The organism is Epilithonimonas lactis, assembly GCF_900110605.1.
GTDB lineage: Bacteria > Bacteroidota > Bacteroidia > Flavobacteriales > Weeksellaceae > Epilithonimonas > Epilithonimonas lactis.
Genome location: NZ_FOFI01000002.1, coordinates 660,375 through 675,083 on the forward strand (window position 1 = coordinate 660,375; position 14,709 = coordinate 675,083).

Sequence of the window (14,709 nt, forward strand, 5' to 3'; positions counted from 1 at the left end):
CCGGTGACAAAATAGCGCGGGGAAAGCTTTGGCTTTTGGCAGTCGCCTAAATTATGACTGATAAATGATAATCGATAGATGATTATGATACGGGAATTGAAATTTTAAATAAACAAAAAATAATATAATATGTCAACAGGAAGTATTAATGTGTCGGTGGAGAATATTTTTCCGCTGATCAAAAAGTTTCTTTACAGTGATCACGAGATCTTTCTTCGTGAATTGATCTCCAATGCGACGGATGCAACGACGAAGTTGAAACATCTGACCGTGATCGGTGAAGCGAAAGTGGATTATGGTAATCCAATCATCGAGGTGAAAATTGATAAGGAGGCGAAAACGCTGAGCATCAAGGATCAAGGTCTTGGGATGACGGGCGAGGAAGTTGAGAAATACATCAACCAAGTGGCGTTTTCTGGCGCGGAGGAATTCCTTGAAAAATATAAGGATTCTGCGAAAGATGCTGGAATCATCGGACATTTTGGTCTTGGATTTTATTCTGCTTTTATGGTGGCGGAGAAAGTGGAAATCTTCACGAAATCTTATAAAGAAGATTCGAAAGCCGTTCGTTGGATTTGCGATGGAAGCCCGGAATATACTTTGGAAGAAACCGAAAAATCTGACAGAGGAACAGAAATCGTGCTTCATATTGCAGAAGATTCTTTAGAATTCTTGGAAGAGTCCAAGATCCGTGAGCTTTTGACGAAGTATAATAAATTCAATCAAATTCCAATTAAATTTGGGATGAAAACGGAGACTTTGCCTTTGCCAGAAGGTTCTGCGGAAGATGCAAAAGCTGAAACAGTTGAAGTTGATAATATCATCAACAATCCAACGCCGGCTTGGACAAAAGCGCCGAGTGAGCTGAAAGCTGAGGATTACAACAATTTCTACAGAGAATTGTATCCGATGCAGTTTGAAGATCCGTTGTTCCATATCCATTTGAATGTGGATTATCCGTTCAATCTGACGGGCGTTTTGTTCTTTCCAAAATTGGCGAACAACCTTAATATCGAGAAAGATAAAATTCAGTTGTATCAAAATCAGGTTTTTGTGACGGATGAAGTGAAAGGGATTGTTCCTGATTTCTTGATGTTGCTAAGAGGTGTGATCGATTCTCCGGATATTCCGTTGAACGTTTCCCGTTCTTACTTGCAGGCTGATGGCGCGGTGAAGAAAATCTCTTCTTACATCACGAAAAAAGTGGCGGACAAAATGGTTTCGTTATTCAATGAGAATCGTGAAGATTACCAGCAAAAATGGAATGACATCAAGATCGTGATCGAGTACGGAATGATCTCTGAGGATAAATTCTATGAGAAGTCTGACAAGTTCGCGCTTTATCCAACGACGGAAGGCCAATATTATCTTTGGAATGAATTGGTTGAGAAGATCAAACCAACGCAAACCGACAAAGATGGAAAAACAGTGATCCTCTACGCAACCAACGCGGATGAGCAACACAGCTACATCGCGTCTGCGAGAGATAAAGGTTATGAGGTTTTGTTGCTAGATTCTCCAATTGTTCCGCACTTGATCCAAAAATTGGAAAGCTCTAAGGAGAATGTTTCTTTTGCCAGAGTAGATGCAGATCACATCAATAATTTGATCAAAAAAGACGAGCCTGTTATTTCTAAATTGAATGAAACGGATAAGGAAACTTTGAAGAAAAATATCGAGGAATCTATCAATGATCAAAAGTTCACCGTGCAGTTGGAAGATTTGGATTCTACAGATGCACCGTTTACCTTGACTCAGCCAGAGTTCATCAGAAGAATGAAGGATATGCAGGCAACAGGTGGCGGTGGCGGAATGTTCGGAATGGGCGGTTTCCCGGAAATGTACAATTTGGTGGTGAATTCTAACTCAGATTTTGCTGGAGAATTATTGAAGAAAGAGAATGCGGAAGAGAAAACTGCGATGATCAATCAAGCTTTGGATCTGGCAAAATTGTCTCAGAATCTTTTGAAAGGAAAAGAATTGACAGACTTTATCAAGCGTAGTTTTGAGAGCTTGAAATAATATAAATCAATTGATTTTTCTTTGCTCCCTTTAGGGTTGGGGAAACAAAGAAGAATTTCATTAAGCATAAAAAAAGCGGAACTAAATTTTAGTTCCGCTTTTTTGTTATTTGATCTTCGAAAGGACATCTACCGTTTCTTCCAGATAGAAATCTCTTTCAAGATTTTTTCTCCAGTTTTCTGTTTTCTTGGCAAATGCTTCATCTTTTTTGATTCTTTCCAATTCGTCTGGGTGAACCATGAACTTCAATCCGTTGTTGAATTTATCCAAACCTTTGAACTTCTCGATCTGCGCTTTACGCGTTTTCATCAGTTCGTTGAATTTGGCTTGGTTCAATGTGATCGTTTCTTCCTTGTCAAGCGCTTCTTTCCATTCGGAAGATTCCTGCAACATCTTGTAATTTTGGTTGTTTGCCAATTGCTTATCAAGTTCTGCCTGTAATTGAGGAATATTAAGTCCGGTCAATTTTTTGTAAGAAGTGGTTTCGATTTTATCCCAAGGCAAAGCGAATTGGTCAAAACGTTCTCCCACTTCAGAGTATGAAAAGAAATCTTTCATCTTAAGGTCAGATTCCACACCTTTTCTCTGCGTCGATTCTCCCGATATTCTGTAGAATTTCTGAATCGTTAATTTTAAAGCTCCGAAATCATCATTCGTATTCAGGAATCTGTTGAGCTCAACAAACGTCTGAACTGTGCCTTTTCCGAAAGAACTTGGCGAACCAATGATCGCTGCTCTTCCATAATCCTGAAATGCACCTGCAAGAATCTCTGAAGCCGAAGCCGATAATTCGTTTTGCATTACCACAAGCGGACCTGTCCAGATCGGTTCATTGGATTTGTTGCTCAAGGTCTGAACTTTTCCACGGCTGTCTTTTACCTGAACGTAAGGACCAGCGTTCATAAACAAGCCCATGATATCTCCAACTTCCGTCAAAGAGCCACCACCATTGCTTCTAAGGTCTAGGATGATCCCTTCAACATTTTCTTTTTTAAGTTTGATCAATTCTGCTTTGATATCATCGGAAGCATTTCTGCCTTTTGCATCTTCAAAGTCCACATTGAAACTTGGCAGATAGATGAAACCATATTTTTTTCCATTTTTCGCAGTCACCGCAATACTTCTCGCAAAAGTGTCTTCTATCGCCACTTCTTCACGGATCAGGGTCACTTCTTTGATGGTCTTATCTTTTTTCTCAACGGTTAAAGTCACTGGTGTTCCCTTTTCGCCGCGGATCAATCTTACGGCTTCATCAGATAACATTCCGACAACATTCACCGCTTCTTCATTCGGTTTTGATTTTACTTTAAGGATCTTATCGCCGGCGGTCAATTGTTTTGATTTCCAAGCTGGTGCACCGATCGTTAATTCGCCAAGATACAGATAACCTCTTTTTTCCTGGATCAAAGCCCCAATGCCAATCACTTTTCCAGTGAATTGCATGTCAAATTCCTCTTTGCTTTTCGGAGAGAAATAGTTGGTGTGTGGATCGAAAACCTCGGTGTAAGCATTCATATAAACTGAGAACCAGTCCATTTTCTTTCTTTTTTTGAATCGTCTGAAAGAATCTGTGATCAGGTCTTTCACTTCAGCAGTTGCTTTCTCACGCTTCTTTTCCGCAGAAAGTGGCGCATACTTGATCGTGTCTGGCAATTTGTTATTGACGACAGAATCTTTTTTCTTTTTCTGAGATTCTTCCTTGCTGGTCAATGTTTCCATTTCCTGAAGGATGTTGTACTTGATGTACTTTTTCCATTCCTCACGCTGTTGTTTTGCATCAGCAGGATTCACTCTTTTTTTCGGTTCCAGGATCAATTCCTCATCTTCATCCAAATTGATTGGTTTCGAAAGAATATCCTGGGTCATTTTGTCGATCTCATCTACACGTTGGTAAAGACGGTCGATTGTCAATTTGTAGAACACAAGATTTCCATTATTCAGATAATCATCCAGTTTGGTATTGTGCTTTTTGAACTCGTCAATATCAGACTGTAGGAAGTATCTTTTGGATGCATCCACGTTTTCCATATATTTATCAAAAACATCTTGGGAATAAGCATCGTTAATAGGTTTTGGGCTGTAATGAAGGTATGAAAGTGTATTTTTAACGCTTACCATGATGGTCTGCATTTTTTCATCATCATTTTGAGGAGAGTTGAAACAGAACATTAGCGTCATCAGCGGCGCAAACATCAGCAGTTTCTTGAACTTGATTTTTTTGAACATAAATTTTAATCTGTACTTATATTAGTCAAAATTTTATTTTGAATGTTACGTTGGTATTCAAAAACGAAACCAAATTTAACACCTTATTTTATTTTACTCATTATAAATTGGTTATTTTTGAGATAATTTTGAAAATGTCGCAAAAAGCGAAAAAATATAAAAATAAGATTTATGAGCAAACCATTGATACTGGTAACCAATGATGATGGGATCACAGCACCTGGAATTAGAAAATTAATTAGCATAGTAAACGAAATAGGAGACGTCATCGTGGTCGCTCCAAACTCTCCTCAAAGCGGAAAAGGACACGCCATTACGATCAACTCGACATTAAGCTTCGAAGAATTGAATCTTGATGGTCCACAAAAAGATTTTTCATGCTCCGGAACACCTGTTGATTGCGTGAAAATGGCTTTGGACAAGATCCTTCCGAGAAGACCAGATATCGTGGTTTCTGGCATCAATCACGGTTCGAATTCTTCCATCAATGTCATCTATTCCGGAACCATGTCTGCGGCTGTGGAAGCTGGCGTAGAAGGTTTGCCGGCCATCGGGTTTTCCCTTTCTGATTTGAAATGGGAAGCGGACTTTGATCAGGCAGAAGATTTTATTAGAGACATCATCCTGAAAACCATTGAGAACCCAATGCCAAAAGGTGTTGTGCTGAATGTGAATATTCCAAATCTTAAGAAAGAAGAGATCAAAGGTATCAAAGTTTGTAAACAGGCCAATGCGAAATGGGAAGAAAGCTTCGATGAAAGAACCAATCCACACGGGAAAAAATATTACTGGCTGACAGGTTATTTCAATAATATGGACGAGTCGGAAGATGCAGACGAAACGGCTTTAGCAAATGGCTTCATTAGCATCGTTCCGGTGAAATTCGATTTGACGGCATATGAATATATGAACGAACTGAATTCTATTTATCACTAAAAGAAATGATGGATGGAGTTCATGAAACAATTTCTTCGCGAAAATAATATTCCGATATCAGACGAAAACTGGGAAATCTATAGTGCCAAGAACTTTCGGAAAGAATATAAGAAAAATGATGTGATCCTGGAAAAAGGCGAAGTAGAAAATTATCTTTCCTTTGTAGAAGAAGGCACTGCGAGATTGTTCTTTATGAAAGATGGTAGAGAACTGACAACCAGATTTGTGTTCCGGCATTATTATCTGACTTCCTATGATTCTTTTTTGCAAAGGTCGCCTTCCAGATGTACGGTGGAAGCGCTTACAGATATGGTCGTATGGCAGATCCATTACGATGATCTGCAGGAAGTCTACAGAACATCCAGCGTAGGAAACCTGATCGGGAGAATCACTGTAGAACAGATCTATCTAGCGAAATCCAATAAGGAATTCTCCTATCTGAGCGAATCTGCGGAAGAACGCTATTTGAAATTGATGAAAGAGCATCCAGAATTGTTTCAGTTGGTCGCACTCAAGCATATTGCAACGTATTTGGGAATCACACCACAAGCTTTGAGTAGAATAAGAAGGCGCATTTCTTAACCGAGGTTCATTTTATTTGTAATAAATAAAATTTATATTTGTAGTGAGCATTCAGAATGTGAGTTCCGAATGACGAAAAAAAGTGTCCAGAGAGATCTGGACGCTTTTTTTATTAATTTTATCTTTGCAGCAATTACTATTAATATGATCGATCTTCCCGGAATTGCTATCAAGAATTTCCAAGACAAAACTAGCCGCGCAAAACTCTACGTCCACGACACTTTTGGACCAAAGGTAGAAATGCCTATTTCCCTCTATTTCCGAACCGAAAAACAATTGCCTAAACTGGAGAAGAAAGCCATTGACCTATGTAAAGGAAAGATCCTGGATATTGGTGCCGGCGCGGGAAGTCACGCCTTGATCCTTCAAAGTAAGAGTTTGGATGTCACAGGTTTGGAAATCTCTTCCGCAGCATGTGAAGTGATGAAAGATCGAGGTTTGAAAAAGGTCGTCTGTGAAGATATCTTCAAATATAAAGATGAGAAATTCGATACACTTTTGTTGTTGATGAATGGAATCGGTTTGTGTGGTGACCTGGATGGATTCAGGAAATTCCTTAGAAAAGCTGAAACATTGCTCAATGAAAATGGGATTTTAATTTTCGATTCGTCCGACATCAATTATATGTACGAAGACGAAGAACTTCCACAAGACCACTATTACGGCGAAGTGACTTGCAGATACGAGTATCAAAAAGAAGTCACAGATTGGTTCAACTGGCTTTATCTGGATTTCAAAACTTTAGAGAAAATCACTTCAGAAGAAGGCTGGAAATCCGAGTTGATCTATGAAGATGAGAATGACCAATATCTCGTCCAATTATCTAAAAAATAAAAAAACCGCCAAATTGAAGGCGGTTTTTATTTTATAATTTTAAAATCTTAATTAAAAGAACTGTCATAAGCCATGGATGAAAAATCAATTTTCAACATTGCTTGAGAATCGATTGGGTTGCCACTGCATTTCGCTGGCGTCCAGGTTTTATTTACTTTTTTGGCCGCTTCTTTCAAATCGTTCAGAAAAGGTTCGCTGTTGGTCACTTTTGGTCCAGCTTCCAATTTTGATAGAACACCATCTTTCGTAATATCCATTTTGACGAAGAACAAACCGTTGATGACGTAGGTTTTCCAATTTACATTTTGCGCCAGTTTTTCTTTTATTTCTTTAATGTAAGCATCAGCGCCACCAGGATATCTCAAACTTTTGAAGTTCGCTGGATCGCAGGCATTATCCTTAAGCTGATAAATACCGCGCACATTGTAAGCAACAGAACTGAGTGATGAATCATTCATCGGAATATCAATGTTCATCATATCTTCCACGTCATTGTTTTGAGCGAAAGCAAATGAACCAATGATTAAACTTAAGGAAAGTAATAATGATCTCATAGTTTTTGATTTTAAAAGTGATGAAAGAAATTCTATGCCAAAATATTGTTGATCAGCAACAAATTACAAAACCTCGATCTGATTTTTCAATAGATCTTCAAACTCATCTCTTTTTCTGATGAGGTGTGCTTTTCCATCCAGGAACATTACTTCCGCAGGTTTTAATCTGGAATTGAAATTTGAACTCATCTCAAAACCATAAGCGCCCGCATTTCTGAAAACCAAAACGTCGCCTTCTCTCACCTCATTTATTTTTCTGTCCCAAGCGAAAGTGTCTGTCTCACAGATGTTTCCGACTACGGTGTAAATTCTTTCCGCACCTTTTGGATTGGACAAGTTTTCGATAATATGATAAGAATCGTAGAACATCGGACGAATCAAATGATTAAAACCAGAATTCACGCCTACAAAAACTGTCGCTGTTGTTTGCTTGATGACATTCGATTTTACCAAGAAATGACCGCTGTCACTCACCAAAAATTTTCCTGGCTCAAACCAAAGCTGGAATTTCTTCCCAGATTCTTCCTCGTATTTTTTGATGGATGCGTTTACTTTTTTTCCAAGAGATTTTACATCAGTTTCGATGTCACCTTCTTGATAAGGCACTTTGAAACCGCTTCCCATATCCAGATATTTCAAATTCGGGAAATATTCTGCCAATTCGAACATAATTTCAAGACCTTGGATGAAAACATCTGGGTCTTTGATTTCGCTTCCCGTGTGCATATGAAGACCTTCCACATTAAGGTTTGTAGATTTCATCACACGCTCGATGTGACGCATTTGGTGAATCGAAATTCCGAATTTAGAATCGATGTGTCCAGTCGAAATCTTGTGGTTTCCACCAGCGTAAATATGTGGATTGATTCTCACAAAAATCGGATAAGAACCTCCGAATTTGTTTCCAAATTGCTCAAGAATCGAAATATTATCGATGTTGATATGAACTTTATGAGACATTGCTTCCTCAATCTCAGCCAAATCTACACAGTTTGGTGTGAAAAGAATTCTGTCGTTTGAGAAACCCGCTTTCAAGCCCAATTTTACCTCGTTGATAGAAACGCAATCCAAAGATGCGCCCAGTTTTTCTACGTACTTCAGGATATTGATGTTGGTCAAAGCCTTTGCAGCGTAGAAAAAACGCGTGGTCTTCGAGAAAGAAGACGTCAGCTTTTTATACTGCTCGCTGATGGAATTAACGTCATAAACATACACGGGCGTCCCGAATTCTTTTGCTATGCTTAGCAAGTCCTGATTGGTCATAATCGTAGATTTTTAAAAATAAAAAGGCAGATTCTTATATAAAGAGTCTGCCGCAATAGATATCTTATGCACGCAACTCATTATACATTCCAAACCTTAGAGAACCTTACAGCTCCCTTTTTTCCGATTTTGCTTTGTTTAAAATATTGCATTGCTTGTTGTTAATAAAATTTTGGCAAAATTAGAGTTTATCTGTAAATCTCGCAATTTTTGGATTGATTTTTATTTTGGGCTATTTTGATGACGTTTATGAAGATTGCAGTATTCTTTTTATTGTTTTATATTTTCTTCAAGTTTTTTCTTGACAATTTCAAATTCATAAAGCGGTTCAATTATAATTTTGCCTTTAGTATTAATGGCTCCGTATTTTTTATTGCTTTCTATTATTGAAAAACCATCTTCGAATTCATTACAATAATCGTACTTTATTGGAATAATGATTTTGCCGTTTTCATCAATAAAACCAAATTTATTATCAATTCTAGCTTTTGCTAAACCATCTTTGAAATCTCCAAAAACCATAAAACCAAAATCAGTTATTTGTTTGCCTTCAATATTAAATAATGCGTGGTCATTTGTTTCTAAATCTTTAGAAACATCTAATATTTTCGAGGTTTTCCAAGTTATATTACTGTAGTTGCAAGGAATTAAAATTTTACCATCTGAATCCAACAATCCGTATTTCGATTTCATTTTTCGCATTGCTCCATTTTCATCTTTACTAATGATTTGGCTATCATCTAATTGAACAATATAAAGTCTGTTTTTTTTCTCAATCGAACTATAAATATCCTGAATTTTAATTTCTTCCTTTAGCGTAAGAACGCCTAATAAAAATTCTCCAAAATATTTTCCTCTTTTGCCGTACAGTACCTCACTAGAGTCTAAGGGCATCAAAAACTCATATTTATAATCAATCAATTGATCATTTCGAGAATTAATTATTCCAAACTTTTCATTTTTTGCAACAACTGCGTAATCATAAATAAATTTTGATGCATACTGAAATTGCGGTTTAATTACTATTTTATCACTTACATTTTTATATCCAAATAATGAATCTATTTGAAAAGGTCTTAAACTTTGGGCAGATATCAGAGTTAAGGTAAAAAGGAATGTAAAAAGTATTTTGTATTTCATTTGTGTAAGCTTATCCGCTTGATGCTTTGGTTAAAATTATATTTTCGGCAACTCCAAAACCTCAAACTCATTCCTCAAAAGCGCCAACTGCAAATCATTCTGCAAATCCTGAGAGAATCTGGAAACGGGCAACATCAGTTTTTTGATTTTCTCCATAGACTGGATTTGATGATACAAATCGTAAAACCCAAAGCCTGTCAGTTTTCCGTTTTCTAAAATGAGGAAAGACTTTTCGCCCAAAGTTCTTCCCGATGAAGTCCAGATTTCGTTTCTTTTTTTAAGGTTGATTTTCTGCGTGAATTCCTCAAGATTTTCCTTGAGCTCAGGTTTTGATTTGATGTAATTGATGGCTTTCAAACCTTGTGTAAAACTTTTGAATCGCAAATAAGGTTTTTCTTCCTGTTCTTTTTTTATTTTCTCAAGAATGAATTTATTCTTTCTGTAAAACAATCCGAAAGGCAGAGGTTGCGTTTTGCTGATGCCTTTATTCTTCATCATCAGTTTGGCGATCAGATCGGTTCCGGTCAATTCGTACGAAGTCAGAACTGCATCTTCTTGGATATTCTTGTATTTTCTGGAATCCGATTCAAGGATTTTTTTGGCTGATTTGTAAAGGTCTTCAACAACATCGGAATGAATGATCTTCCCGTCAGAATTTTGGAAATATAAAATTCCGCGCTCGTTTGGAAGGTCTTCTGTCAGCAATTGGATCTTATTAAGATAACTTTTCGCGTGGTTCTCTTCCTGTTGAGATTGGATGATCTCATTTGATTTGTCTTTGATCATCAATAATTTAAAGAGGTCTAAAGTCGCTCTCGCATCGCCACTTGCTCTATGCGCTTCTGTCAAAGGAATTCCGATGGATTTGCAAAGCTTGCTCAATGAATAACTTTTCTCTTCCGGAATCAATTTCTTAGCTAGCGGAATCGTATCTAAAGTATTGATATTGAATTCATAACCAAGTCGTTTGAACGATTGGCGAAGCATCCGATAATCGAAGTCGATATTATGACCGACCAAAGTTGAATCTTGCGTGATCTCTACCACACGTTTTGCGATCTCGTGAAATTTCGGAGCAGTCAAAACCATTTTGGACGAGATTCCTGTCAACTTTTGAACAAAAGAAGAGATCTCATCTTCGGGATTCACGAGCGAAATAAATTGGTCTGTGATCTCGTGACCGTCATAGCGGTAGATCGCGATCTCTATGATGCTTTCCTTCCGAAATGGTGCGCCGTTACTTTCTATATCTATTACTGAGTACATCTACATTTTTCGTTCTACAAAGTTAAGAAACTTGAGAAACTTCCATTCTCAAACATTTTGTTGTTGATGAGTTCTATTTTTTTGATGGAGCTAACTGGGACAATGGTGACAATCTTGCTTCCTTTTTCAACGTAAAAGAAATAAGCACTATTGGAATCAATCAGATAAATTTCTTTTTGAATGCCAGAATCGTCGGTTATTCTATGCTTGATTTTTAAATTATTGTTCGTGATTCTGTCCTTTACATTGATTCCTGTTCCAACACCGCCACCAAGGAAGAAAGCTAAAATCATAAATGCGACTGCAAAATAGACCTGCTTTTTTATATGAATTTTCAAATCGAGTTCTGTGGAATCAGGATGTTGTTTGAGATATTTTTTGCTCACCACAGACTCACGAACCCATTTTTTATGACTGTTTTTGGCAAGAAAATTATAATAAAAAAAGAATCCAATGATCATCAAAATCACTGTCGCCAAAATGATCGGCTGAGATGTCAATTCTGCGATTGGGCTTATCAAAATATCCATTATAGAGGAGTATTTCAGAAAATTGACGCCCAGCATATAGAAAAATACGCCGTCTCTCAATATTCCTAAAATGATAAGATATAAATACCCTAAAGGCAAAAGTATCTGTAATTTTTCAATCAGTTTATAATCCATTGGCAGTATATTATCTTCTTTTCTTCATACTGAACATTCCCAGAATAAACTTCGCGCCTTCTCTTGCCAATGTCGTCATAAAGGTTTTTCCGGCTCGGCTTTGAATCACTTGCTCAAACATTCCAGCTTCTTCTTTTGGTTGCGCCGTTCTGCCTCTCGTTGGCGTCGGGATCACGGTTTGCGTGTGTTCTTCGATTCTTTTGTTGAGGATTTCGTAGGCACTTTCCTTGTCGATGTCTTCCTCATATTTTCTGACTAATGCGGAGTTTCTCGTCAGATCATCAATTTCCGATGAGGTCAAAATATCCATTCTGCTTTCGGGAGAAATTAAATAAGTGTGAACCAATGGCGTTGGAATTCCTTTCTCATTAAGCGCTGTTACAAAAGCTTCCCCGATTCCAAGATTTTGGATGAGTTCGCTGGCGTTGTAAAATTCTGTCGTTGGATAATTCTCCACCGCTTTATCGATTTCTTTTTTGTCTTTTCCAGTGAAACCTCTCAAGGCATGCTGGATTTTCAAACCTAATTGACTCAAAATATTTTCCGGAACATCACCTGGAATTTGAGTGATAAAATAAATCCCAATTCCTTTAGAACGAATCAACTTCACCATCGTTTCAATCTGCGAAAGCAAAGTTTTTGAAGCTTCGTTGAAAAGCAAATGCGCCTCATCGATGAATAGAACCAATTTCGGTTTCCCGCTGTCACCTTCCTCTGGGAAAGTCATATAGATTTCCGCAAACAGTGATAAAATAAAGGTCGAGAAGAGATTTGGTTTGCTTTGAATATCATCCACACGGAAGATATTCACAACACCTTTTCCATCTCTTGTCTGCAAAAGGTCTTCAACATCGAAACTTGGTTCTCCGAAAAAGGTAGCAGCGCCTTGCTGTTCCATTGCCACGATTGAACGAAGAATTGCGCCCAAAGATGCCGGCGCAATCGAGCCATAATTATCAGCCAATTCCTTTTTGCCAATTGGATTATCGGTTACGTATTGAAGGACTTTTTTCAAATCATTCAAATCCACCAAAGGCAAAGCTTTGTCATCGCAATATTTGAAAACGATGGACATAATGCTTTGCTGAGTATCATTCAACCCAAGAATTTTGCTTAATAAAATCGGTCCAAATTCCAAAACCGTTGCGCGAAGTTTCACACCTTTTGCACCGGAAATTGTCATCAGTTCCACTGGAAAATTCTGAGGAGAATATGGTAAACCTGTTTTAGAATATCGTTCTTTGATGTTGTCGTTTTCCGTCCCAGATTCAGCGATTCCAGAAAGGTCACCTTTGATATCCATTACCAAAGTCGGGATTCCGGCGTGAGACAATTGCTCCACGAAAACCTGAAGTGTTTTGGTCTTTCCAGTTCCTGTTGCACCGGCAATCAAGCCGTGTCTGTTAACTGTTTTCAAGGGAATCGAAACATTCACTTCTGTGACGATTTCGCCGTCCAACATTCCTTTTCCTAGGATGATGTGGTCGCCTTTTGGATTGTATTTTGAGTTAAGGTCGGTTATGAATTTTTCTTTATTTGACATCGAATGGTTTTTAAAAGCTTAAATTTAAAAATAATTTTCAGAAACGGTTTTAAAACTTGAACTAAATAGTTGAACGACCACAAGTTTTTGTTCCATATCAATTATCTTTGTGCTCAAATGCAATTGTATGCGCGCCTACAACACAAAGAACTTCCTGAAGATCCTGATCAGTCTTCATAAAACAGATACGCTGAAGATCCTGTTTCCTACAATGCTTCTCGTGGGACTTTATTCTTACGGGATGTATTACCTAGAGATCGAATATCTGCATCTCACAGAAAAATCGACGGTCAGCCACATCGGAATGTTGCATTCTTTATTGGGATTTGTCTTGTCTTTACTTTTGGTTTTCCGGACCAATACGGCGTACGATCGCTGGTGGGAAGGCCGAAAACTGTGGGGGAAACTCGTGAATGACAGCCGAAATTTTATGATCAAGATCTGTGGCATTCTGGATGAGAAAGATGTCAAAACAAAAAATCAGATCGCAAAATATATTAAGTTCTTCCCTCATTTTCTATCCAGCCATCTTTCCAAAGAATCCACAAGACTGGTTCTGGACAAGGATTTTGCAGAGCTCGCCAAAGAGTTGAAGCATCATCCGCCTGCAGAGTTGGTCTTTCTCCTGACCAGAAAACTTTTTCAACTTAAAAAAGAAGGAAAGATCTCCGACACCGAAATGCTCTTCCTGGATGCCCAATTATCAGGATTTCTGGATGTCTGTGGTGGATGTGAGAGAATCAAAAACACGCCGATTCCTTATTCCTATTCATCATTTATCAAAAAATTTGTGGTTTTTTACGTGGTAGCCTTGCCGGTTGCCAATGTGGTGAACCTCGGCATTTTTATGATCCCAATTACGATGTTTGTATATTATGTTTTGATGAGTTTGGAGTTGATCGCCGAAGAAATAGAAGATCCGTTCAACAACGACGAGAACGATATCCCAATGGAATCTATCGCAAAGAATATCGAAAGAAATATTGATTTAATTATAAATAAAGCCTAAAACTGTGACGAAGAAACTGAAACTTGAAGAATTGGGTAGAATAGATGTTGAAACCTTCAAAAATACAGCGAAGATTCCGCTCGTGATCATTCTGGACAGCGTAAGAAGTATGCACAATGTGGGCGCTATTTTCCGAACCGGCGATGCTTTTTTGATCGAAAAAGTGGTGCTTTGCGGCATTACGCCTCAACCGCCTCACCGCGAAATTCACAAGGCTGCGCTGGGTGCGACCGAAAGCGTGGATTGGATCTATGAGCAGGATATCAATATTGCTATTGAAAATCTTAAGAAAGAAAACTTCAATATTATTGGGATTGAACAAACTTCCGACAGCCAAATGATCACTGATTTTGAAATTAAATCTGATGAAAAATACGCTCTGATCTTAGGAAATGAAGTCGACGGCATCAGTGATGAAGCTTTGCCAAATGTTGATGTATTTTTGGAAATCCCTCAATTGGGAACCAAGCATTCTTTGAACGTAAGTGTCTGTGGCGGAATCGTCATTTGGGAGTTTGCGAAAAACCTGAGTTCTTTAAAATAAAAAAACTGCAGACACAATGAAGTGTTGCAGTTTGAAATAAATCTAATAAAAAGTAAAAATGAAAGGCGACAAAGATATATTTTTTGTTTAATACAAAGCAATACTTTTTATAAAATTTCATAAAA

The 14,709-nt window shown here is 37.9% G+C and carries 13 protein-coding genes; 6 read left to right on the forward strand and 7 right to left on the reverse strand.

What is annotated here, in order from left to right; genetic code table 11:
* Window positions 1-129 precede the first annotated feature (129 nt).
* Window positions 130-2,022 (forward strand): molecular chaperone HtpG, encoded by a 1,893-nt coding sequence (htpG, locus tag BMW39_RS08295; RefSeq protein WP_034973742.1) that lies wholly within the window; start codon window positions 130-132, stop codon window positions 2,020-2,022.
* Window positions 2,023-2,127: 105 nt separating this feature from the next.
* Here the strand turns inward: htpG and BMW39_RS08300 are convergent, their stop codons facing one another.
* Window positions 2,128-4,248 (reverse strand): carboxy terminal-processing peptidase, encoded by a 2,121-nt coding sequence (locus BMW39_RS08300; protein ID WP_034973744.1) that lies wholly within the window; start codon window positions 4,246-4,248, stop codon window positions 2,128-2,130.
* A 171-nt stretch (window positions 4,249-4,419) separates the two neighbouring features.
* On the opposite strand from BMW39_RS08300, the gene surE reads away from it, so the two are divergent.
* The 3 genes from surE (at window position 4,420) to BMW39_RS08315 (ending at window position 6,600) form a co-directional block, all read left to right on the forward strand.
* Complete coding sequence (surE, locus tag BMW39_RS08305) at window positions 4,420-5,184, forward strand: 5'/3'-nucleotidase SurE (protein WP_034973746.1); 765 nt, start codon at window positions 4,420-4,422, stop codon at window positions 5,182-5,184.
* A 12-nt stretch (window positions 5,185-5,196) separates the two neighbouring features.
* Window positions 5,197-5,766: a Crp/Fnr family transcriptional regulator gene (locus BMW39_RS08310; protein WP_034973748.1), complete on the forward strand. Its 570-nt coding sequence runs from the start codon at window positions 5,197-5,199 to the stop codon at window positions 5,764-5,766.
* A gap of 69 nt (window positions 5,767-5,835) precedes the next feature.
* Window positions 5,836-6,600 carry a class I SAM-dependent methyltransferase gene (locus tag BMW39_RS08315; RefSeq protein ID WP_245750466.1) on the forward strand — a complete coding sequence of 255 codons (765 nt, stop codon included), beginning with the start codon at window positions 5,836-5,838 and terminating at the stop codon, window positions 6,598-6,600.
* Window positions 6,601-6,647: 47 nt separating this feature from the next.
* On the opposite strand, the gene BMW39_RS08320 is transcribed toward BMW39_RS08315, so the two are convergent.
* From BMW39_RS08320 to BMW39_RS08345, 6 genes are all read right to left on the reverse strand, one after another.
* Window positions 6,648-7,154 carry a hypothetical protein gene (locus BMW39_RS08320; RefSeq protein ID WP_034973750.1) on the reverse strand — a complete coding sequence of 169 codons (507 nt, stop codon included), beginning with the start codon at window positions 7,152-7,154 and terminating at the stop codon, window positions 6,648-6,650.
* Window positions 7,155-7,217: 63 nt separating this feature from the next.
* On the reverse strand, window positions 7,218-8,417 hold the full coding sequence (gene lysA / locus BMW39_RS08325; RefSeq protein WP_175459329.1) for a diaminopimelate decarboxylase: 1,200 nt from the start codon (window positions 8,415-8,417) through the stop codon (window positions 7,218-7,220).
* A 270-nt stretch (window positions 8,418-8,687) separates the two neighbouring features.
* Complete coding sequence (locus tag BMW39_RS08330) at window positions 8,688-9,557, reverse strand: WG repeat-containing protein (RefSeq protein WP_034973754.1); 870 nt, start codon at window positions 9,555-9,557, stop codon at window positions 8,688-8,690.
* A 36-nt stretch (window positions 9,558-9,593) separates the two neighbouring features.
* Window positions 9,594-10,823, reverse strand: coding sequence for a 3'-5' exonuclease (locus BMW39_RS08335; RefSeq protein ID WP_034973756.1), 1,230 nt, complete (start codon window positions 10,821-10,823; stop codon window positions 9,594-9,596).
* A 14-nt stretch (window positions 10,824-10,837) separates the two neighbouring features.
* On the reverse strand, window positions 10,838-11,488 hold the full coding sequence (locus tag BMW39_RS08340; protein ID WP_051879839.1) for a hypothetical protein: 651 nt from the start codon (window positions 11,486-11,488) through the stop codon (window positions 10,838-10,840).
* Window positions 11,489-11,498: 10 nt separating this feature from the next.
* Window positions 11,499-13,031 (reverse strand): helicase HerA-like domain-containing protein, encoded by a 1,533-nt coding sequence (locus tag BMW39_RS08345; protein ID WP_034973758.1) that lies wholly within the window; start codon window positions 13,029-13,031, stop codon window positions 11,499-11,501.
* A 127-nt stretch (window positions 13,032-13,158) separates the two neighbouring features.
* Here BMW39_RS08345 and BMW39_RS08350 point away from each other — a divergent pair, with 127 nt between their 5' ends.
* The gene (locus tag BMW39_RS08350) at window positions 13,159-14,040 is read left to right on the forward strand and encodes a bestrophin family protein (protein ID WP_034973759.1); all 882 of its coding nucleotides are present in this window, start codon (window positions 13,159-13,161) and stop codon (window positions 14,038-14,040) included.
* 4 nt (window positions 14,041-14,044) lie between these two features.
* Window positions 14,045-14,584 carry an RNA methyltransferase gene (locus BMW39_RS08355; protein WP_034973761.1) on the forward strand — a complete coding sequence of 180 codons (540 nt, stop codon included), beginning with the start codon at window positions 14,045-14,047 and terminating at the stop codon, window positions 14,582-14,584.
* Window positions 14,585-14,709 lie beyond the last annotated feature (125 nt).